Genomic DNA, 21,432 nt, shown 5'->3' with positions numbered 1-21,432 from the left:
CCCGAGTGTCTGGTGAGGCGTGTACGGAGCTTTCTGCTCCGCCACAGCCTCATCCAGTACTGAAGGAGTCAGTGTGCCTGCCAAAGCACTCCGTACCAGCGTCGCCCTGGCTGCCGCCGTGGTGTCCGCCGTCGTAGCCCTCCCGGCAGCGGCCCATGCCGCGCCCACCGCAACCGGAGCGGCCACGACCGTCAAGGGGGACGACTTCAACGGTGACGGGTACGCGGATGTCGCGTTCACGGCGCCCTCGGCCACCGTCAACGGCCAGGCCAAGGCCGGCTACGTCGCGGTCATGTACGGCTCGGCGACGGGTCTGAAGACCGCGTCCAAGCAGGTCTTCAGCCAGGACACCGCCGGGATACCGGGCGCCGCTGAAGAGGGTGACGCCTTCGGCTCCGCCGTCACCTCCGAGGACCTGGACCGCGACGGCTACGCCGACCTGATCGTCGGCGCCACCGGCGAGAACATCGGCACGGTCGAGGACGCGGGCATCCTGTCCGTCGTCTGGGGCGGCGCGACGGGCCTGGCCGGCGGCGCGGTGCTGGCCGAGGGCAAGACCCTGCGGGAGCAGGTCGGCAACATGGTCAAGGCCGGCGACTTCGACGCCGATGGCAACCCGGACGTCGTGAGCATCGCGCAGTCCAGCGACATCCGCCTCCTGTCCGGACCGTTCGGCCGCGACGGCGCCGCCCGCGCCACGTCCGGGACCCCGGACACGGACGGCGACACCCGCTTCCTCGACACCTCGGTGGGGGACGTGAACGGCGACGGCACCGATGACCTTGTGGCCGTGGTGAACAGCAGCGAGGAGTGGGACTCACGGACCATCTTCTACTGGCGGGGTACGCCGGAGGGCTTCGCGGCGTTCGCCAGGGTCGACCGTGAGAACGGCTACAAGGTCGAGGGCGGCGAGCACATCGCGGCGGGCGACGTGAACAAGGACGGCTACGCGGACATCGTGGTCGGCCGCTCCGTCGACGGCTACGACAGCGACGTGGACATTCCGATGGCCAAGGGCGGCATGGTCACGTACGTACCCGGCAGCGCGAACGGCCCGCAGGGCACCAAGGCGCAGGTCTTCAACCAGGACAGCCCCGGCATCCCGGGCGCCGCCGAGAACGACGACGCCTTCGGTAGCTCCGTATCGATCAACGACGTGAACGGCGACGGTTACGGCGACATCGCGATCGGCGCCTTCGGCGAAGCGATCGGCACCCTCACGCGCGCCGGCTCGGTCATCGTCATGCGCGGCTCGGCCACCGGCCTGACCGGCACCGGCGCCCAGGGCTTCAACCAGGACACCCCCGGAGTGACCGGCGCAGCCGAGACGGACGACTTCTTCGGCCTCGCGGTGAAGCTGGTGGACACCAACCGCGACGCCCGCGCCGAACTCCTCGTCGGCGCCCCGCGCGAGAACGCCGGCGAGGGCTCCGTGTGGGTCCTGCCCGGCACCACGGCGGGCATCACCGCCACCGGCTCCTTCAACTTCGGCGCCGGCACGCTGGGCACCGTGGCCCCCGGAGCCGCTCTCGGCTCCGCGTTCAACCGCTGACCCTCCACGGGAAAAGGTAAAGGGCAGTGCCCCGCCGCAGAGTGTCGCGCGGCGGGGCACTGCCGGTCTGGGGGCACCTGGCGGGGCAGGGGCGGTGGGGTGCGTACGCGTGCGTACCGATGTGTTCGCACGGGCCTGTTACTACGGCCCCATACCCCGACAGGACTACCGCTCCGGAAGAGCCGCCAGCCTGCCCTCGGCGAGTGAGGGTGTCTCGTCCTGCCCCGGCCTCTCCGGCCCAGGACCCTCCTCCTGCGGGCTCTTCCCCTGACCACCACCCGCACCGCGCAGCACCGTCGCCGCGGTGAAGGTGAGCACGGCGGCGAGTACCGCGCACGCGATCCCGACCGTGTTCAGTCCACTCGTGTACGCGTCCCGGGCAGCGGCCAGCACCTGGCCCCCCATCTCGGCGGGCAGTTGCTGGGCCACGGCCAGCGCTCCCTCCATGCCGCCCCGGGCCGTCTCCGCCGCGCCCGTCGGCAGACCGGCCGGCAGTTCGAGCTCGCTCCGGTACACGGCGGCGCCGAGACTGCCCAGCCCGGCGATGCCCAGCGACGTCCCCAAATCGCCACTGATCGACGACAGCGCGGCCGCTGAACCGGCCTTCTCCGGCGGGGCGGAGCCCACCACCAGGCTGGTGCCCAGTGCTCCGATGGGGCCGCCGCCGAAGAAGGCGATCACGAAGCCGGCCACCAGCAGCGGCAGCCCGCCGACCGGGCTGACGAAGGCGATCAGCACGTAACCCAGCATGCTGCTGCCCAGCCCCACGGCGATGACGACGCCCAGCGCGAACCGCTTCGCCATGGCCGGGGCCAACTGCCCGGCGAGGATGGACGCCAGCGCCGACGGCACCATCCACAGCCCGGCCTCAATCGGCGACAGCCCCTCGACCATCTGGAGGAAACCGGTGATGAACAGGTAGCTCCCGCCCGTGGCGATCATCGAGAACAACAGGATCGCCAGTGCCGAGGTGAACCCGCCACTGCTGAACAGGCGCATGTCGAGCAGCGGGTGGGTGAGCTTGCGCTGTCGCGCCACGAACACCGCGCCGAGAACCACACCGACAAGGATCGCCGCAATCGGCAGCGGCTCCCAGCCGTACCTGGCGAGCTCCTTGAGCCCGTAGATGACCGGCAGGATCGTCGCCAGCGAGAGCACCACGCTGAGCAGGTCCAGCTTGCCGCCGTCGGGGTCGCGGTACTCCGGCAGCAGGATCGGCGCCGCGATCAGCAGGATCACCATGACCGGTACGCCCAACAGGAACACCGAGCCCCACCAGAAGAACTCGAGCAGCGTCCCGCCGATGACCGGGCCGAGCGCGGTGCCCGCCATGAAGCAACTGGCCCATACCGCGATCGCCCGGCCACGCTGGTGCGCGTCGTGGAACATGTTGCTGATCAGGGCGAGGGTGGACGGCATGGGCGTCGCCGCGGAGACACCGAGCAGCGCGCGGGTCGCGATCAGCATCTCGGCGCTGGTGGAGTAGGCGGTCGTCACCGAGGTGATGCTGACGCAGACCGCACCGATCATCAGAAGTTTCCGGCGGCCTATCCGGTCCCCGAGCGTACCCATGGTGACCAGGAAGCCGGCGATCATGAATCCGTAGACGTCCATGATCCAGAGCGCCTGCGTACCGGAGGGCTCCATGGCCTCGGCGAGGTGCGGCAGCGCCAGGAACAGCACGCTCTGGTCGAGGGAGATCAACAGGGTGGGCAGGGCCAGCACGGCAAGCCCGGCCCACTCCCGGGCCCCGGCCTTGGGCGCGGCGGCCGCAGGGGCGTTCGATGACATGGGATTCCTTCTGCGAGTCGTGGGATGTGATCCGGCCACCACAGTGGCCGCGAGTCCTCCCGGCGCCCTCTCGGTCCGGTCTCGGCCGCTCTTGGCCGCCGGTCTTGGCCGCCCCGCACCGCCCGACCGCCCCCGACCGCCCCCGACCGCTCTCGGCCGGTCATCAGGGGACCGATATCGCTCTGTCATTGATCGCCGCTCCGAGTTAGCGTGATCACATGCGTTTCGGGGTGCTCGGTCCGTTGGCGGTGTGGACGGCCGACGGGCGGCCCGTCCGGGTGCCGGAGCTCAAGGTCCGTGCCCTGCTGGCCGGCCTCCTGGTGCACCAGGAGAGACCGGTGTCCGTGGACCGGCTGATCGACGACCTCTGGGGTACGAAGCCGCCGAACAACCCGGTCGCCGTCCTGCAGAGCAAGGTCTGGCAGCTGCGGCGAGCGCTCGAAGCCGCCGAGCCCGGTGCCCGTGAGCTGGTGATCTCCCGTCCACCGGGGTACCAACTGCTGGTCGACACAGGCGCGGTGGACACGGGCAGGTTCCGCGACCTGACGGCACGGGCGCGGGCCGCCGGTGATCCCCGGGCACGCGCCGCACTGCTGGCGGACGCCCTCGCGGTGTGGCGCGGGCCCGCTTTCGCCGACTTCGCCGACGAGGAGTTCACCCGCGCAGCGAGAGAACTGCTGGAGGAACAGCGGCTGACCGCGCTGGAAGAGCAGGCCGAGGCGCGGCTGGACCTCGGCGAACACGCCCTGGTGGCCGACGAACTCGGGGACCTGGTCGCCCTGCACCCCCTCCGGGAACGGCTGCGCACCGCTCACGTGCGCGCCCTCTACCTCGCGGGCCGGCAGAGCGCCGCCCTCAGCAGCTACGCCGACCTACGCGAGCGGCTCGCCGAGAGCCTGGGCCTGGACCCCAGCCCCCAACTCGCGGCCCTGCACCAGGCGATCCTCACCCAGGACGCGGCGCTGACCGCCGTACCTCCTCCCGCCACCACTGCGGCCAACCCGCCGACGAACCTCCCCACCGCGCTCACCGACCTGATCGGCAGGGCGGAGGCGATCAGCGAGCTCCGCTCACTGCTGGGCGCGAACAGGCTGGTGACGCTCACCGGTTCGGGCGGGGTCGGCAAGACGCAGCTGGCGCTCGCGACCGCCGCGCAGCTCGGTGCCGAGTTCCCGGGCGGCGTACGGCTGGCAGAGTTCGGTGCCCTCGACCCGTCCCCGTCCCCGTCCTCGTCCTCGTCCCCAGGCACGCGGTCCGCGACTTCCTCCGCAGAGGTGCACGAGCTGGTCGGAGCGGTTTTGCGGGTACGGGACGACATGGTCGCCGCCGGACCAGGGTCCGGGGGCGCGCCGCCTTCGCTGACCGACAGGGTCGCCCAGGCGCTGGGCGAGCGGCCGGCCCTGCTGGTGTTCGACAACTGCGAGCATGTGGTCGGTCCGGTCGCGGAGCTGACCGAGCAGTTACTCAAAGCCGCGCCCGCCCTGCGGATCCTGGCCACCAGCCAGGTTCCGCTCGGCATCACCGGTGAACACCTCCAGGAGGTGCCCCCGCTGCGACGGCCCGAGGCCACGACGGAGCTCACCCCCGCGGCCGTACGCCGCTTCAGCGCGGTCGAGCTGTTCGTGGCGCGGGCGACCGCGGCGGCACCGAACTTCGTACTCGACGAGACCAACGTCGAGGCGGTCGTCTCGATCTGCCGGCGCCTCGACGGCATTCCGCTCGCCCTGGAGATGGCCGCCACCCGGGTACGGGCACTCGGCGTACGCGAGCTGGCCGCGCGCCTCGACGACCGGTTTCACCTGCTCGCGGTGGGAGCGCGCAGCGCCCCGGCGCGCCAGCGCACGCTGCGGGCGGTGATCGACTGGAGCTGGGAGCTGCTCGGCGACCAGGAGCGCGCGGTGCTCGGCCGGCTCGCCGTGCATGCCGACGGCTGTACGCTCGCCGCCGCCGAGGAGACCTGCGCCGCGCACGACGTGGACCGTACGGAAGTGCTCGACGTACTCGCACGCCTGGTGGACGGGTCGCTGGTGGTCATGACCGACGGCACGGACGGGCCCCGGTACCAGCTGCTCGAATCAGTCACCGCCTACTGCGTCGAACGCCTCCAGGAGGCAGGCGAGTTCGAGGCTCTGCGGCGCGGGCACCGCGATTACTACACCGGCCTCGCCGAACACGCCGAGCCGCATCTGCGGGGTCACGGCCAGCGGCAGTGGCTGCACCGCCTGGACGACGAGACGGCGAACCTGCGTACGGCGCTCGATTGCGCGGTACAACTCGGTGACGCCGACGGGGCCCTGCGCCTCACCAACGCGCTCAGCTGGTACTGGTACCTGCGCGGCCGGAACAACGAGGCCAAGCGATCCCTGACCGCCGCGCTGTCGATCGGCGGCGCGGCGCCGCCCGCCGCCACGGCCCGGGCCACCGCCCTGCTGGGCGGCTTCAAGCTGGTACTCGGCGGCGTCGCCGACCCGTTGGCGGAGTACCGCGCCGCCCTCCAGCCGTACGAACAGGTGGAGGTCGACGACCCGGGCGGGCATGCCCGGGCCCAGTGGTTCCTCGCGTCCAGCCTCTACGGCATCGGCGACCTGGGGCCGAGCGAGGACCTGATCCACCGGGCGCTGGCAACGTTCCGGTCGGTCGGCGACCGCTGGGGGATCGCCGCGGCCCTGGGCAGTCTGACGTTCCACGCGAAGCTGCGGGGAGATTTCAGCGCGCTGCGGCGGGACGGCGAGCAGAGCCTCGAACTCTTCCGGGAACTGGGCGACCAGTGGGGGCAGCTCCAGGCCATGGTGCCGCTCGGAACCCTGGCCGAAATCACCGGCGACTACCAGCAGGCCGGGCGGCTGTACCGGGACGGACTGAGAATGGCCGAGGACCTGGGACTGTGGATCCAGGTGTCGTTCCACCTCTCCAGCCTCGGCCGCGTGGCGCTGCTGACGGGGGAGCTTCCGCAGGCCAAGGAGTTCCACGAACGCGCCGGGCGGCTCGCCGCCGAGCAGTCGGACGCGTTCGGGGAGCAGTTCGCCGAGATCGGACTCGGTCTCGGGGCGCGCAGGGCAGGTGACCTCGACGCGGCGGAGATCCACCTGCACCGAGTGCTCGACCTGCACCGCCAGATGGGTTACGAGCCGGCCAGGCCCTCGCTGATCCTGGCCGAACTCGGATTCGTCGCGGAGTGCCGCGGCGACGCGCCGGCCGCTCTGGCGCTCCAACTGGACGGCTACGCGGCCGCCTGCGACTCCGGCGACCCCCGGGCGATCGCGCTGGCCCTGGAGGGCCTGGCCGGCGCGCAGTCCCTGGCCGGCCACCACGAGCACGCCTCCCGGCTGCTGGGCGCGGCCACCGCGACCAGACAGTCGGTACGGGCACTCCTGCGCGGCGGCGAACGCTGCGACGTGGACCGCATCACCACCCGGGTCAGGGAGGCACTGGGCAGGCCGGTTACGCCGCGGAGTTCGAGCGGGGCGGCGTACTGACACGGGAAGAACACCTGCGTAGCGGACCGTCCGGGTTCTGGACTCGTGCAACCTTCCGGTAGCCCTGCGAGTCAGAGTGATCAGCACTCACCTGACCAGCAACGGAGTACCACATCAACACCATGCGTAAGGGCGTGGCCGCCGCCGGCTGCGTCGTATTCATAGCCACATCCATGGTCGCCTGCGGCACCGAGAACATCAGCGCCGGCACCAAGGTCCAGCGTGCCGTCGATGGGTTCACCGGGCAGAAGGCCGTCACCATGACGTTCGGCTTCGACGGCACCGAGCAGCAGATCTGGACGGCGATGAAGGGCGAGGAGGACTTCACCCGCGACACCGCGAAGATACTCGCGGATCTCGACGTCTCCCTGTCCATGAGCTCGAAGAAGCCGCTTGAGGACACAAAGGACGGCGCGTCAACCGCCTTCCGCATGTCGCACGGCCAGGGGAAGGACATGATTGAGGTTCGTGGCCTCGGCGACGGCACGATATTCATGCGGGTCGACCTCAAGAAGCTGATGTCGCTCGCGGCAGATGCCGGCGATGCTGAAAACAAGGCTGACATGGAGGAGTTCGAGTCCTTTCTCGACTCCGCCGACAAGCTGCCGTCGTCGTACCGGTCTGTGAAGGACGCGCTCGCCGGAGAATGGGTCTCGATCGATCCGAAGGCGTTCGAGGAATTCTCCAAGAGCATGGGTGAGGACGCCGGTGATGCCTCTCCGTTCCCTGACACAGGGGCCCTTGACACCAAGACCCAGCAGAAGATCACCAAGGCGCTGAGCAAGGCGATAGCCGACAACGCTAAGTTCACCGACGCGGGCAGCCGCGACGGCGCCGACCACGTCAAGGTCACCGTCCCGGCGAGGAAGACCGCCGGCGCGATCGCCGAGGCGCTCAAGCCGATGGAGAAGCAGCTGCCGAAGGAGTTCAAGCTCTCCGACCTCAAGGACGTCCCGAGCAAGAACATCGACTTCGATGTGGCGATCAAGGACGAGAAGCTGTCCGGCGTCACCATCGATCTCGCGCAGTTCGACAAGAAGGCCGCGGGCAAGCTCCCCGTGTCCATTGGCTTCAACGCCGATGCCGCACCGGTCAAGGCCCCGGAGGGTGCCTCCACGCTCAACCCGCAGGACGTCATGGGCGCGATGATGCAGATCATGATGGGGGAGATGGACGCCTAGCGACAGCATGAGTGCGCGGGCGACGTATGCCCGATGCATCTCGGGCACAGCCGGACACGCCGGACCGCTCCGCGACCATGCGGGGCGGTCCGGCGCCGTTCGTGGACAGCAGAAAAGCCCTCCCGGAGGAAGGGCTTTAGACCGATCGGGCGTGGCGCCCACGGCAGGACTCGAACCTGCGGCCAGGCGTTTGGAAGGCGCCTCGCGCAAGCTGCCGCATCCGTACCCCGTCCTTGAGGGCGGGGAATACGTCAACCGGCAACGGAGGCCAGGTATTCCTGGAAGGCGGTGTAGTCGTCCAGGGCCTCACTCAGGCGCCGGTCGCTGATGTGGAGGGCTTTGATGTCGTCGGTCGGGTTTCGTTGCGGGAGGACTTCGTCGTACGCGGCCTCGCGCTCCTCGATCTCCTCGCGAACCTGGTCGTCGAGGGTTTCGGTGGCGTAGGTCAGCAGGGGGCTGACCCGGGCCCAGGCGCCTTCGCCCGGGGTTGGGCTGCATGACCAGACGGCGTCCGGGTGGGCGCGGCGGACGGTTTCTCCCAGGTACCAGACGGCGACCGTCATGAACGGGTCCTCGTGCGCGGCGTCGGCTTCCTCGTAGGTGGCGTACCGGCTGCGTATGGCGTCTTCGAGCCGGTCGAGGGAGGCGGGGGTGAAGTCCCATGTCCCCGGGGTGGTCTGCTGCCAGGTGGGAAAGGCCTCCTCCTGGGTGGTGAGCCAGTGGTTGAGGCGGGGGTTGTCGCGCCACTGCGGTGAGGTCACGTTCATACCGGGGAGCCTACGGTCCGCCTCTGACAGTCCAGGTAACGATCGGGCAGACCAGCCGAGTTGGGGACCAAGACCCGCGTGTCGGTTGGTGCGAGCATGTCAACTCCCCCTATGGTGGGTTGCTTGGTGACGCCAACGACCACGGGGGCCCCTGGCGTCACTGGAGATCACACCCGTTCTGGGCTCCCCAAGGACATTACGTGAGCCATTCGATACGACCGCCACGCGTGCGGGGGTGGGCGAGGGCTGCTGTTGCTCTCGCCTGCGCCGGAGTGATGGCAGTCACCGGACTGCCGGGGCTTCAGGGCAGCGCTGACGCGGCGCCGAAGCCGAAACCGGTACCGGGGAAGAAGAAGCAGGAGCTCTGCGAAGACCTGTTCAACCTGAAGGGGGTTCCGCCCAGGAACAAGCCGCTGGACGGACAGGACACCATCCGCGACCTGAACGAGTGGGACGACTACTTCTACGACAACCAGCGTCAGGCCATGGACGGGGTCATCCTCCCCGGCGACACTGATGCTGAGCGGCAGAAGATCCTCAACGAGACCGGCGCGGATCCCAAGAGGTACAAGGAGGGCGACCCGCGCAAGGTGTGGGCGTCCTACAAGCGGTACTTGGACGGCAACAACGGCGTCAACAAGTACGGATCGTTCGACCGGTGGGTGAACGAGGCGTACATCGAGATGGCGTCCCGTAAGGCCAAGGGTGAGGCGTTCCATAAGAAAGTCGTGAAGGACCTTGGGCTGACCGGGCCGGACTGGTACTGCGAAGAGGACGTCGAGTACACCGACGAGAAGGGCAACAAGCGCTTCCGCCGGTATGACGCGGTCAACTACAAGACCGGTGAGCATGTCGAGGTCAAGTCCGGGCCCAACCACAAGTCGGGTCAGACTCCGAAGGACCAGGCGGTGATGCGGGCGGACCCAAAGGCCCGCCTGATCGGGATCTTCGGTGAGGGCAAGTCCCCCGACGCCACCAGCACCTACAAGGGGCTGGACAAGGAGTTCGGCAAGGACGCCCAGGGCCGCAACCGTGTCGTCACCCGTGAGCACATCGCCGACGGCAAACCCCGCTACAAGCCGGGCCCGCACAGCCTGTACGACCCGTACATGAACCCCAAGCCGGGCCAGAACCAGGGGTCGCGGGGTGCGGGGAACCAGGCCGTCAACAACTCCGCGCCGACGCCGAAGGACGCGAAGGCGCAGGCGGAGCGGGCGCGGGAACTCAACGGTGGGAACCAGCGTCCCCGCGGTCCGGGTGGTATCGACTTCTCCACTCTGGATCTGCGTTACGTCGGCAAGCCCGTCAAGGGTCAGGGCCTGGACTACTCGTTCTCCGCGAAGAAGACGGACGAGGACCGGACTCCGGGCTGGGGCGGCAAGGCCAAGGCGCAGATGATCTCGGATGCGTTCTTCACGTGGCTGGCGTTGGATCCGTCGAAGTTCTGGGTGAACCTGAACCCGGACCAGCCGGACAAGATCATGGACGCCAAGTTCGGGAAGACCGACGCCGGCCGGGTCCTGCTGGAGGCCGACCTGGAGATGAAGCGGGACTACGCCGACGCCATCAACCCCACCAAGCGGGACGAGGCGGACCGGTTTTGGAAGTCCATGCCGAAGAACAAGGACGGCGTTCCGTGTTTCTTCCAGGTCCGTAACTGGATTGAGCCGGGCACCGCGCAGGTTCGTGAGCAGGACGGCGGCATCTACATCCTCGACGCACCGCTGAAGGTGAAGTCGGAGTACATGAAGATGACGAACGTTCCGCCGGGCTCCTTCTTCTGCGACTTCAACGAGGCCGAGAAGAAGTGGGCTGAACGGCAGGTCAACCGGCTGATCATCCCCGAGGTCGAGAAGCGCGTCAACAACGACCCGGAGTACGCCGACCTGCGCCGCGTCTACACCGCCCGGGTGGCGGCTGAGTGGATCCGCCAGCAGGACGCCAAGGCGCCCACGGACTACCGGCCGATCATCAACTCTGGTGACGTGTCGAAGTGGCCTCTGCGCGGGGCGAACAAGGACTGGACGCGGGAGACGACCTACCAGGCGTACCTGAAGTCGTTCCGTGAGGGTGAGTCGAAGTGGGAGCACGACGCCGGAGGCGGCCCGTACACCTACAGCGTGGGTGGTGTGGACTTCTCCAAGCAGCCCAAGCGGAACATCACCAGTGTGCGGTTCCAGGCGGAGCACCGGTACAAGCCCCGTCAGACGAAGAGCTCCCTCCAGACGGTGACCGGCGACGCGAAGGACAAGGGTCTGCTACTGCTGGGCGGGAACACCGCGGCGAAGTCCACCGGCGGTGGTGGCGGTGCGGATCCCACGCCGACGCCGACGGATCCCAAGCCGACCGGCCAGCCGTCCACTCCGGCACCGTCGGACCCGACCCCGTCCATCCCTCCGGCGGACAAGCCGACGACGGGCCCGCAGGATCCGGACGGCGACCTCGCCGACACCGGGTCGGACACCCCGATCGGGCTCATCGCGGCCCTCGCGGCGGCCCTCGCCGCTGTCGGTGGCGGCCTGACGTGGTGGATGCGCCGCAGGAAGGCCGCACAGGGCTGACCTGACGTACGCGCGCTTCGGCCCCGCACCCCAATCTCTTGGGTGCGGGGCCGCAGCACGTCGCCATGGAGTACGAACCCGATGCACGCCTGCCGGGTGAGGCAGAAGACGACCAGTGGGGTGAGCTGCTGTTCCACACCGCACAGCCTGAGGTGGGGAAGCAGTGGACGGACACCGCGGAGGTGCACGAAGAACGCGGGCTCAAGGGCAGGGCCGCTGACGACACCCGGGTCGTGCCGTGCCCCCGCACTGACGAGGATCCTGCGCCAACACATCAGGGCGGAGAGCCTCAGGCCCGGCGGCCTTCTGTTCCCAGGGCAGAAGGGCGCCATGCTGTCCGGCTCGGTCTTCCGGTGCGTCTGGCGGAGTGCTCGCAGGGAAAGTTCTCACTCGGGAGGAGTTCGCGTCACCGCTCGGCAGGCGGATCTACGACCTGCGACACACGTGTCTGACGACGTTGCTAAGCACGGATCCCGCCGACTCAGGTGGCCGAGTGGGCGGGCAACAGCCTGCCCGTGTTCCTCGCCACGTATGCCCGGTGCATCTCCGGACAGCTCAAGGATCATCACCGGACCCTCCCCGACGTTTCCAGGGGGGCCGGCGCTTGCATGCGTGCTGGGAGCCCCGCGCTGACCAGCAAAAAAAGCCCTCCGCAAGGGAGGGCTGGGCGGTGGCGCCCCCGGCAGGACTCGAACCTGCGGCCAAGCGCTTAGAAGGCGCCTGCTCTATCCACTGAGCTACGGGGGCCGGATCATGACCTCGGTGGCCTGGGCCCCGGGCCGGTAGGGGTCCTGGACCTTGCCGGGGACAAGGATAGGGCTCCGATCGCCTTGGGCCGGTTGCTTCACCTGCGTGGCACGATGTGGAGGTTCGGTGAAGCGAACCTGATAATCGCAGGCGAGTGCGAATCGCGCATCGCTTTTAACGTCTCACGCCCCGGGTGTTGTGCACTCGTTATGCCTGTACCCCACTCGTACCGTCTGTCCCTCGCCGCCAATTGGCGCGCATAGGCGCGCAGAGGACCCTTTAAGCTTCTAAAAGGCTCCAAAATTGGGCATTCTTCGCATGTGGTGACCTTGGACGCACGGCCTCAGCTGATCGACGCACTCTCCGCCCTGCGCGACCGTGTCGCTGCCGTGCGGCTCCCGCTCCCCCTACCGGGGGCTCCGCGCGCGAGGCAGGCACGGATCGAGTTGCTGGCGCAGCTCGACGACTATCTGCTGCCCCGGCTGAAACAGCCCGAAGCACCGCTGCTCGCCGTCATCGGCGGCTCCACCGGAGCCGGCAAGTCGACCCTCGTCAATTCGCTGGTGGGCAGGCGGGTGAGCGAGGCCGGCGTGCTGCGGCCCACCACGCGTACGCCCGTGCTCGTATGCCACCCGGACGATCACCACTGGTTCGCCAATCTCCGCGTACTGCCGCAGCTCACGCGCGTATGGCTGCCTCGGCAGGAGGGGGAGGAAGAGGCGGCGGACGGGTCCCTGGAGGGGGAGAGGGGCGCCGACGGCGGGGACACGTTGCGCGTGGAGACCGTGGGGACGCTGCCGCGCGGGCTCGCCCTCCTCGATGCCCCGGACATTGATTCGCTCGTCGCCCGGAACCGGGTGCTCGCCGCCGAACTCATCTGCGCCGCCGATGTGTGGGTGATGGTGACCACCGCCTCCCGGTACGCCGACGCCGTGCCCTGGCACCTGCTGCGTACCGCGAAGGAGTACGACGCCACCCTCGTCACCGTCCTCGACCGGGTGCCCCACCAGGTGATCGGCGAGGTGTCGCAGCAGTACGCCGCGCTGCTCACCAAGGCCGGGCTCGGCGACGTACCGCGCTTCACCATCCCCGAGTTGCCCGAGTCCGCAGGCGGCGGCACCGGGCTGCTGCCCTCCACCGCCGTCGAGCCGCTGCGCGCCTGGCTGGCGCACCGGGTGCACGACCCGGCGGCCCGGCAGCAGGCCGTCGGCCGTACCGCGACAGGCGTCATCGAGTCGCTCAACGCCCGGATGCCCGAGCTCGCCGGGGCAGTCGCCGCCCAGTACGCCGCGTCCGTACGGCTGACCGCGGACGTCGAAGAGGCGTACGAGAAAGAGGGCACGCGGGTACGCCGCCGGCTCCAGCGCGGCGCGGTCCTCTCCGGGGACGCCCTCACCCGGTGGCGCGGTTATCCGCTGGACAGTTCGGCGGGTGAGCTTCTCGACTCGCTCGTCGGGAGCCTCACCGCGCTGCTCCAGTGCGCCGTGGCCGCCGCCGACGAACACGTCCACGAGGCATGGCGGCGGGAGCCCGCCGCCGACGCGGTCGCGTTCGCGATCCCCCACCGGGAGGCCGGCGAGCGGATCGGGATGGCCGCACGGCGCTGGCGCAGGGTGCTCGAAGAGCTCGCCGAGGAAGAGGTACGGGACCTGGAACGCCCGCCCGCGCCCGACGCCGAAACCGTCGCCGCCCTGCTCGCCGCCGCGCTGCTGGGCGGCCGACGGGCGCGCACCGCCGGGGAACGGCTGGCCGAGCGGATCGGCGCGGTCGCCGCGACCCGGCTGCGTGACAAGGGCGGGGAGCTGCTGACGACGTACATCGACCGCGTACTGAGCACTGAAAGGGAGCTGCGGCTGGCGCCGCTCGACGCCCTCGAAGTGACCCCGGAGCCGCAGGCAGCGCTGATCGCCGCGCTGTCCGTGTTGCAGAAGGAGAAGTGACCGCAAACGTGACTGCTGTGACTGATGACACGGATGGCATGGATGGTGTCGATGGCCTCCATGGCGCGGAGGGGGTGGAGGGGGTGGGAGGCATGGATGGGCCCCCTGAGGGGCGGTGGGACGACGGGCTGATCGCCCGGCGCGCCGCCGAGCGCGCGGCGCGCCCCGTGCGGCCCCCGCGCCCCGTGCGGCCCCCGTCCAACGCGCCGCAGGACGGCAGCGACGAGTACGACGGCCTGCCGCCCGGCGGCGCTTACGGGGGCCGGCTGCGCGGACGCCTCGACGCCCTGCGCGAGCTCGTCGGGCTCTCCCGTACCCGCCTCGAAGCGGCCACGCTCGCCGAGGCCGGCCGCGTGCTCGACGAGGCCGCCGCCCGCCAGCACCTCTCCGCCCGGCACACCGTCGTCGCCGTCGCCGGCGCCACCGGCAGCGGCAAGTCGACGCTCTTCAACGCCCTCGCGGGCGTCCAGATCTCCGACACGGGACTCCGCAGGCCGACCACCTCATCGCCCATCGCGTGCAGCTGGACGGACGGCGCCGCCGGCCTGCTGGACCGGCTCGGGATCCCCGGGCGGCTGCGCCGCAGGCCGGCGCCGCTCGGTTTCCGCGACGAGGCGCTCAACGGGCTCGTGCTCGTCGACCTGCCCGACCACGACTCGGCCGCCACCGTTCACCGCGACCAGGTCGACCGCGTGCTCACGCTCGTCGACGCGGTGATCTGGGTCGTCGATCCGGAGAAGTACGCCGACGCCGTACTGCACGAGCGCTATCTGCGGCCGCTCGCCGGACACGCGGAGGTCACCTTCGTGGTGCTCAACCAGGTGGACCGGCTGCCGGGCGACGCCGCCGACCTCGTCCTCGACGATCTGCGCAGGCTCCTCGACGAGGACGGCATGGCGCTCGGCGAGCACGGCGAGCCGGGTGCCACGGTGCTGGCCCTGTCGGCGCTGACGGGTGAGGGCGTCGGCGAGCTTCGCGAGATGCTCGGCCAGTTCGTCCAGGAGCGCGGGGCCCCCGCCCGCAGGCTGTCCGCCGACGTGGACGGCGCCGCGGCCCGGTTGCGACCGGTCTACGTCGCCGACGGGCGGCGGCCTCCCGAGCTCGGGGAGCGGGCCCGGGACCGGTTCACTGACCGGCTGGCGGCGGCGGTGGGCGCGGCGGCCGTGGGCGAGGCGGCGGAGCGCGAGTGGCGGCGCAACGCCGGGAAGTCGTGCGGGACGCCTTGGCTGAGGCTGTGGCGCTGGTACGAGGCGAACCGGGCCCTGGGGGCGGGGCTCGACCCGATTTCCGGGCAGACCCCGGCCGAGGGGGAGGAGGAAGAGATCACCGCCAGACAGCGCGTGGAGCAGGCCGTGCGTACGGTCGCGGACGATGCCGCCGCCGGGCTGCCGGCCCCTTGGGCGCAGGCGGTACGGGAGGCGGCGGTGCGCGGCGCGGCCGGACTGCCGGAGGAGCTGGACGTACTGGCGGTACGGGCCGGAGTGCCCCGCGGCAGGCCGCCCAAGCCCGCGTGGTGGCCCGCGGCGGTACTGACCCAGGCCTCGATGACCCTGCTCCAGATCTTCGGCGGGCTGTGGCTGGTGGGCCAGATCGTGGGCGTACTGGAGCCGCAACTGCTGCCGCCCGTACTGGTGATGCTCGCCGGGATCGTGGGCGGCCCGCTGGTGGAGTGGGCGTGCTCGGTTGCGGCGAGGGGGCCGGCGCGGCGGTACGGGCAGGACGCCGAGCGGCGGCTGCGGGAGGCGGCCGCCGGGTGCGGCCGGGCGCGCGTACTGGATCCGGTGTCGGCGGAGCTGATGCGGTACTGGGAGGTGCGGGAGCAGTACGTGGCGGTGACGGGCTTGTCCACAACCGGCCGGTAGCCCACAGGCTCCGGCGGGCTCGCCGCTTCCGGTCCAGCATGGGACCAGTCAGTTGGACAGAGACAGAGACAGAGACAGGGACAGCGCCGGGGACAGCGCGAACGAGGGCGGAGGGGGAATCGGGATGAGTGACACCTGGGTGACGCTGGTGGGCAATGCCGCGACAGGGGTGGACTACCGGGATTCGGCGGCGGGCGGGGTGGCGCGCTTCCGGTTCGCGGTGACGGCGCGGTACTGGGACCGCCAGAAGGAGAGCTGGGCGGACGGGCAGTCCAGCTTCTACACGGTGTGGGCGCGGCGGTCGCTGGCCACGAACCTGGCCGGCTCGGTTTCCATCGGCGAACCACTGCTCGTGCACGGGCGGTTGAGGATCCGCGACGAGGAGAAGGACGGACAGCGCAGATTCTCGGCGGACATCGAGGCACTGGCCGTGGGGCACGACATGACGCGCGGTACGTCCGCGTTCAGACGCGTGGTGAAGGGTGATCCGGCGTTGACGCGGCGTTCGGTGACGGAAGGGCACAACTCGGCCGATTCGCACGGTGATTTGTCGACAGTGCCGGCTCAGGGTAGAGGTGAGCGATAACGATTCTGATTCGGAATGGCTATCTGACGGTATGACAGAGGGCTGTCGTTCGGCGCGTCTCTAGGATTTCCGGATACTCACGGGGCACTTGAGTCTGTCGGCGAGGCACTCCCCCACGGTCGCACCACGCGAAAGGGCCTCGCCCGAAGGGGAATTCTGTGTTTTCTGCGCTCTCTGTGTTGTTTGCGTCTTTTCTGCGTTCTGCGTCCTCAGTGGCCTCTGTACGCGGACGGGGCTCCGCCCGTCTCTCCGCCGCGGCCGTGGCTACGGGTCTCCTCGCCGCGGGGGCGATAGCTGCCGCGGGGCCCGCCGCCGCGGTGGAGGCGCCGCAGCACCAGGGTGGTGCGGCAGCCACGCTCAACGGGCTGAAGACCTACGACAAGGCCGTCCTCCGCACGGCCGGCGGTGACCAGCAGATCCCCGCCGGCCTGTTCGAAATGACCGTCGACGGTGGCGGCACGCTCAAGACGTACTGCATCGACGTCCACCGCCCCACGCAGGAGCAGGCGAAGTACCTGGAGACCTCCTGGGACCAGACGTCTCTCGGCGGCAACCGTGATGCCGGCAAGATCCGCTGGATCCTGGAGCACTCGTACCCGCAGGTCGACGACCTGAGCGCGCTGGCCAAGCAAGCGGGCGTCGGCTCGCTCACCGAGCAGACGGCCGCGGCGGGCACCCAGGTCGCGATCTGGCGGTACTCCGACCACGTCAGGGTCGACGCGCTCGACCCGAAGGCGGAGAAGCTCGCCGACTTCCTCGAGAAGAACGCGCGCGGCGCCGCCGAGCCCAGGGCGTCCCTGACCCTGGAGCCGAACGCGGTCTCCGGCAAGGCCGGCGAGAAGCTCGGCCCGGTCACCGTCCGCACCAACGCGGGACGCGTCACCGTGGCCCCGCCCGCCGACGCCGCCGCCAGCGGCGTCAAGGTCGTCGGCAAGGACGGCAAGCCCGTCACCGCCGCCGCCAACGGCAGCGAGCTGTACTTCGACGTCCCCGCCGCCGCGGCCGACGGCTCGACCTCGCTGACCGTGCAGGGCACCACCTCGGTGCCGGTCGGCCGGGCCTTCGCCGGGGTCACGCAGAGCCAGACCCAGATCCTGGCCGGTTCCAGCGAGTCCACCGTCTCCGCCGGCGCCACCGCCACGTGGGCGAAGAAGGGCGCCATTCCGGCGCTCTCCGCCAAGAAGAACTGTGCGAAGGGCGGGGTGGACATCACCGCCACCAACAAGGGCGACGAGCCGTTCAGCTTCGCGCTCATGGACTTCAAGCACACCGTGGCGGCCGGCCAGTCGCGGACTGTGACCATCCCGGTCCAGGAGGACCAGGCGTACGACTTCACGATCGAGGGCCCCGGCGGCCTGAAGAAGAACTTCAAGGGCATCCTCGACTGCAAGACCTCCGCCGCCACCTCCGCCGGCACCGGTACCGGCATGGGTGCCGGCGCCGGCACCATGGACCAGCCCCAGAACCAGCCCAGCCCCGCCACGGCCGGTGACGCCCCCACCGCCGCCGACGGACTCGACCTCGCCGAGACCGGCAGCTCCGACGCCACGCCAATGATCCTGGGCGTAGCGGTCGCCTTCGTCGTCCTCGGCATCGCCGCGGTCTTCTTCGTCCGCAAGAAGGAGTCCGCCTCCGGCAAAGAGTAAACACGGCGACGAGGCCCGGTCACCGGGCGCTCACTGCGGCCCCGGTGCGCCTTGGCGGACCGGGGCCGTTGCCATACCCGTTTCCTTCGCGGGGTGGACGTCAGGCAAGATGGGGTGTATCTGCCCACACATCGATTGCCGGACGGTTTCTCTTGGCTGAGTACATCTACACGATGCGCAAGACGCGCAAGGCGCACGGCGACAAGGTGATCCTTGACGACGTCACGCTGAGCTTCCTGCCGGGAGCGAAGATCGGTGTGGTGGGTCCCAACGGTGCCGGTAAGTCCACGGTGCTGAAGATCATGGCCGGGCTGGAGCAGCCGTCCAACGGTGACGCGTTCCTGTCGCCCGGTTTCAGCGTCGGCATCCTCATGCAGGAGCCGAAGCTCGACGAGTCCAAGACCGTCCTGGAGAACGTCCAGGACGGCGCTGCCGAGATCATGGGCAAGCTCACGCGCTTCAACGAGGTCGCCGAGCTCATGGCGACCGACTACTCCGACGCGCTGCTCGAAGAGATGGGCAAGCTCCAGGAGGACCTGGACCACGCCAACGCCTGGGACCTCGACGCCCAGCTGGAGCAGGCCATGGACGCGCTGGGCTGCCCGCCCGGCGACTGGCCCGTCACCAACCTTTCCGGTGGCGAGAAGCGCCGTGTCGCGCTCTGCAAGCTGCTGATCGAGGCGCCCGACCTGCTGCTCCTCGACGAGCCCACCAACCACCTCGACGCCGAGTCGGTGAACTGGCTGGAGCAGCACCTTTCGAAGTACGCGGGCGCCGTTGTCGCCGTCACCCACGACCGGTACTTCCTGAACAACGTCGCCGAGTGGATCCTCGAGCTCGACCGCGGCCGCGCGATTCCGTACGAGGGCAACTACTCGACGTACCTCGACAAGAAGTCCGCCCGCCTCAAGGTCGAAGGCCGCAAGGACGAGAAGCGCGCCAAGCGGCTCAAGGAAGAGCTCGAGTGGGTCCGCTCCAACGCCAAGGGCCGCCAGGTCAAGTCGAAGGCGCGTCTCGCCCGGTACGAGGAGATGGCCGCCGAGGCGGACAAGATGCGGAAGCTGGACTTCGAGGAGATCCAGATTCCGCCGGGCCCGCGTCTGGGTTCGATCGTCGTCGAGGTCGAGAAGCTGTCGAAGGCCTTCGGGGACAAGGTCCTGATCGACGACCTTTCCTTCACGCTGCCGCGTAACGGCATCGTGGGTGTCATTGGTCCGAACGGTGCCGGTAAGACCACGCTGTTCAAGATGATCCAGGGTCTGGAGACCCCGGACTCCGGCGCGATCCGGGTCGGCGAGACCGTCAAGATCTCGTACGTCGACCAGAACCGCTCCAACATCGACCCCAAGAAGTCGCTCTGGGCGGTCGTGTCGGACGAGCTGGACTACATCAACGTCGGTCAGGTCGAGATGCCTTCGCGGGCGTACGTCTCGGCCTTCGGCTTCAAGGGACCGGACCAGCAGAAGCCGGCCGGTGTCCTGTCCGGTGGTGAGCGCAACCGCCTCAACCTCGCGCTGACGCTCAAGGAGGGCGGCAACCTGCTGCTCCTCGACGAGCCGACGAACGACCTGGACGTCGAGACCCTTTCGTCGCTGGAGAACGCGCTTCTCGAGTTCCCGGGCGCGGCCGTGGTCATCTCCCACGACCGCTGGTTCCTGGACCGGGTCGCGACGCACATCCTCGCTTACGAGGGTGACTCGAAGTGGTACTGGTTCGAGGGCAACTTCGAGTCGTACGAGAAGAACAAGGTCGAGCGGCTCGGTGCGGACGCGACTCGGCCGCACCGTGCGACGTACAAGAAGCTGACGCGGGGCTGATCTTGTCGCGTCACATTTACCGCTGCCCTCTGCGCTGGTCGGACATGGATGCCTTCGGGCACGTCAACAACGTCGTCTTCCTCCGCTACCTGGAGGAAGCGCGGATCGACTTCATGTTCCGGCTGGCGCCGGGGGACGGCTCGCCGTCGTTCGCCGGCGGGTCCGTCGTGGCCCGGCACGAGATCGACTACAAGCTGCCGCTGGTCCACCGGCACGAGCCGGTGACCATCGAGTCGTGGGTTACGAAGATCGCCGCGGCGTCGCTGACCATCGCGTACGAAGTGAAGGACGCGGCGGACGCGGACAGCCCTGAGCGGGTGTACGTGCGGGCCTCGACGGTGGTAGTGCCGTACGACCTCGAGGCGGCGCGGCCGCGGCGGATCTCGGCGGAGGAGAAGTCCTTCCTCCTGGAGTACCTGGACGATGGCGGCGACCGTGCCGGCCGACGGGGTGCTCGGGGGGCTGTCGCCGCATGACGGCGCCGGGGCGGCTGACGCTTGCCGATGCGGGGGAGGCGGCGGACCTTGCCGCGTTCCTCGGGCGGCTGATCCATTACGACCGGGCCGCGGCGGTACGTCTTCAGGTGGGCGGCGGGGCGGTGGCCGTTTTCGGGCGGCCGCCGTCGTTCGAGGTGCTGGCTGTACGGACGTCCCGGCTGGCGGTTGCGGCGGCGGTGGGCGGTGGCGGCGACGCGGGTGCGGGTGCGGGTGCCGGTGCCGGCGCCGGTGCCGGTGCCGGTGAGCTGGATGTCACGGTCTCTGCCGGGGAGCTTCTCGAAGGCATCGAGGAGGCCACCGGGGTAGTTGTGGTGCCTGCCGCGGTTACGGGGCCGCCTTGGGCCGGGGTGCTGCCCCCTCGTGGGGGCTGGCAGCAGGTTCCGGGGCTGCCGGAGCCCGAGGCGATGCGCGCGGCGGTCGCGGCCGCGGTCGCGGAGTTCCGGGCGCGGGACGAGGCGTTGGCGCCGGAGGATCGGACGCGGGTGGCTCGGGACCGTATCGGGCGCGAGATCTGGTCGCGGACGCTGGGCGAGACGGAGTTGCCGCTGCGGGCGGTGCATGCGGCGCAGTCGCTGGGCTTTTTGCGGTTGGGCTCGGCAGGTGCGGGTGGCGCTGGCGCGGGTGCGGTTGCGCTGCTTGCCGTTGGCGGGTGGCTTCGGCTGCGTACGCCGTACGGGTCGATCGCGGTACGTCGGGCCGGGCTCGGCGTGCTTTCGGTGGCCCCGGTGTAGGTGTGTTGTCGCGTGGCCGGGGGTGGGTTGCTTCGCCCGCGCGTCCGGCGAACGGTTCCGTCCTCAAGCGCCGGACGGGCTGAAATGGCCGGTCCGGGTTGGAATGGCCGGCCAGGTTGGATGGGTTTCTCCCCGAGCTGGAACGGTCGGCCAGGCTGGAAGGGGCGGCCCCGAGCTCAAATGGTCGGCCAAGGCCCGAACGGTCGGCCATGGCCCGAACAGGCGGCCAAGCCGGAACGGTCCTCGTGTTGAAATGGTCGACCTAGAAGTGCACTGAA

General features: G+C 69.8%; 12 protein-coding genes, 1 tRNA gene and 1 pseudogene. 11 read left to right on the top strand and 3 right to left on the bottom strand.

Annotated features, from left to right (window positions below):
- The first annotated feature begins 73 nt into the window (after nucleotides 1-73).
- Nucleotides 74-1,552, top strand: coding sequence for an FG-GAP-like repeat-containing protein (locus J7E89_RS37835; RefSeq protein ID WP_214980694.1), 1,479 nt, complete (start codon nucleotides 74-76; stop codon nucleotides 1,550-1,552).
- A gap of 165 nt (nucleotides 1,553-1,717) precedes the next feature.
- Here J7E89_RS37835 and J7E89_RS37830 read toward each other — a convergent pair whose 3' ends face one another.
- On the bottom strand, nucleotides 1,718-3,343 hold the full coding sequence (locus J7E89_RS37830; RefSeq protein ID WP_214980692.1) for an MFS transporter: 1,626 nt from the start codon (nucleotides 3,341-3,343) through the stop codon (nucleotides 1,718-1,720).
- A gap of 218 nt (nucleotides 3,344-3,561) precedes the next feature.
- Here J7E89_RS37830 and J7E89_RS37825 point away from each other — a divergent pair.
- A pseudogene (locus tag J7E89_RS37825) lies at nucleotides 3,562-6,881 on the top strand (BTAD domain-containing putative transcriptional regulator).
- 60 nt (nucleotides 6,882-6,941) lie between these two features.
- A complete protein-coding gene (locus J7E89_RS37820; RefSeq protein WP_214980688.1) occupies nucleotides 6,942-8,000 on the top strand; it encodes a hypothetical protein in 1,059 nt (352 codons plus the stop codon).
- Nucleotides 8,001-8,251: 251 nt separating this feature from the next.
- On the opposite strand, the gene J7E89_RS37815 is transcribed toward J7E89_RS37820, so the two are convergent.
- Entirely contained in the window at nucleotides 8,252-8,767 is a 516-nt protein-coding gene (locus J7E89_RS37815; protein WP_214980687.1) for a hypothetical protein, read from the bottom strand.
- A 275-nt stretch (nucleotides 8,768-9,042) separates the two neighbouring features.
- On the opposite strand from J7E89_RS37815, the gene J7E89_RS37810 reads away from it, so the two are divergent.
- Nucleotides 9,043-11,328 (top strand): hypothetical protein, encoded by a 2,286-nt coding sequence (locus J7E89_RS37810; RefSeq protein WP_214980686.1) that lies wholly within the window; start codon nucleotides 9,043-9,045, stop codon nucleotides 11,326-11,328.
- 671 nt (nucleotides 11,329-11,999) lie between these two features.
- Here the strand turns inward: J7E89_RS37810 and J7E89_RS37805 are convergent.
- Nucleotides 12,000-12,075: transfer RNA gene (locus J7E89_RS37805), tRNA-Arg, on the bottom strand.
- 329 nt (nucleotides 12,076-12,404) lie between these two features.
- Between J7E89_RS37805 and J7E89_RS37800 the strand changes: the two genes are divergently transcribed.
- From J7E89_RS37800 to J7E89_RS37770, 7 genes are all read left to right on the top strand, one after another.
- Nucleotides 12,405-14,015, top strand: a complete 1,611-nt coding sequence (locus J7E89_RS37800; RefSeq protein ID WP_214980699.1) for a dynamin family protein — start codon at nucleotides 12,405-12,407, stop codon at nucleotides 14,013-14,015.
- An 8-nt stretch (nucleotides 14,016-14,023) separates the two neighbouring features.
- Nucleotides 14,024-15,877, top strand: a complete 1,854-nt coding sequence (locus tag J7E89_RS37795) for a GTPase (protein ID WP_374196984.1) — start codon at nucleotides 14,024-14,026, stop codon at nucleotides 15,875-15,877.
- Between the two features lie 124 nt (nucleotides 15,878-16,001).
- A complete protein-coding gene (locus tag J7E89_RS37790) occupies nucleotides 16,002-16,463 on the top strand; it encodes a single-stranded DNA-binding protein (protein WP_214980684.1) in 462 nt (153 codons plus the stop codon).
- Between the two features lie 212 nt (nucleotides 16,464-16,675).
- The gene (locus tag J7E89_RS37785; RefSeq protein ID WP_214980683.1) at nucleotides 16,676-18,109 is read left to right on the top strand and encodes a Cys-Gln thioester bond-forming surface protein; all 1,434 of its coding nucleotides are present in this window, start codon (nucleotides 16,676-16,678) and stop codon (nucleotides 18,107-18,109) included.
- A gap of 152 nt (nucleotides 18,110-18,261) precedes the next feature.
- Nucleotides 18,262-19,926, top strand: coding sequence for an energy-dependent translational throttle protein EttA (gene ettA, locus J7E89_RS37780; RefSeq protein ID WP_214980682.1), 1,665 nt, complete (start codon nucleotides 18,262-18,264; stop codon nucleotides 19,924-19,926).
- Between the two features lie 2 nt (nucleotides 19,927-19,928).
- On the top strand, nucleotides 19,929-20,402 hold the full coding sequence (locus J7E89_RS37775; RefSeq protein WP_214980680.1) for a thioesterase family protein: 474 nt from the start codon (nucleotides 19,929-19,931) through the stop codon (nucleotides 20,400-20,402).
- Nucleotides 20,399-21,154 carry a hypothetical protein gene (locus J7E89_RS37770; protein WP_214980678.1) on the top strand — a complete coding sequence of 252 codons (756 nt, stop codon included), beginning with the start codon at nucleotides 20,399-20,401 and terminating at the stop codon, nucleotides 21,152-21,154. The genes J7E89_RS37775 and J7E89_RS37770 overlap by 4 nt, the downstream gene beginning before the upstream one ends.
- Nucleotides 21,155-21,432 lie beyond the last annotated feature (278 nt).

Origin of the sequence: Streptomyces sp. ISL-100, from assembly GCF_018614615.1 — a bacterium.
Taxonomy (GTDB): Bacteria; Actinomycetota; Actinomycetes; order Streptomycetales; family Streptomycetaceae; genus Streptomyces.
This window is presented reverse-complemented; position numbering and strand designations above follow the sequence as displayed.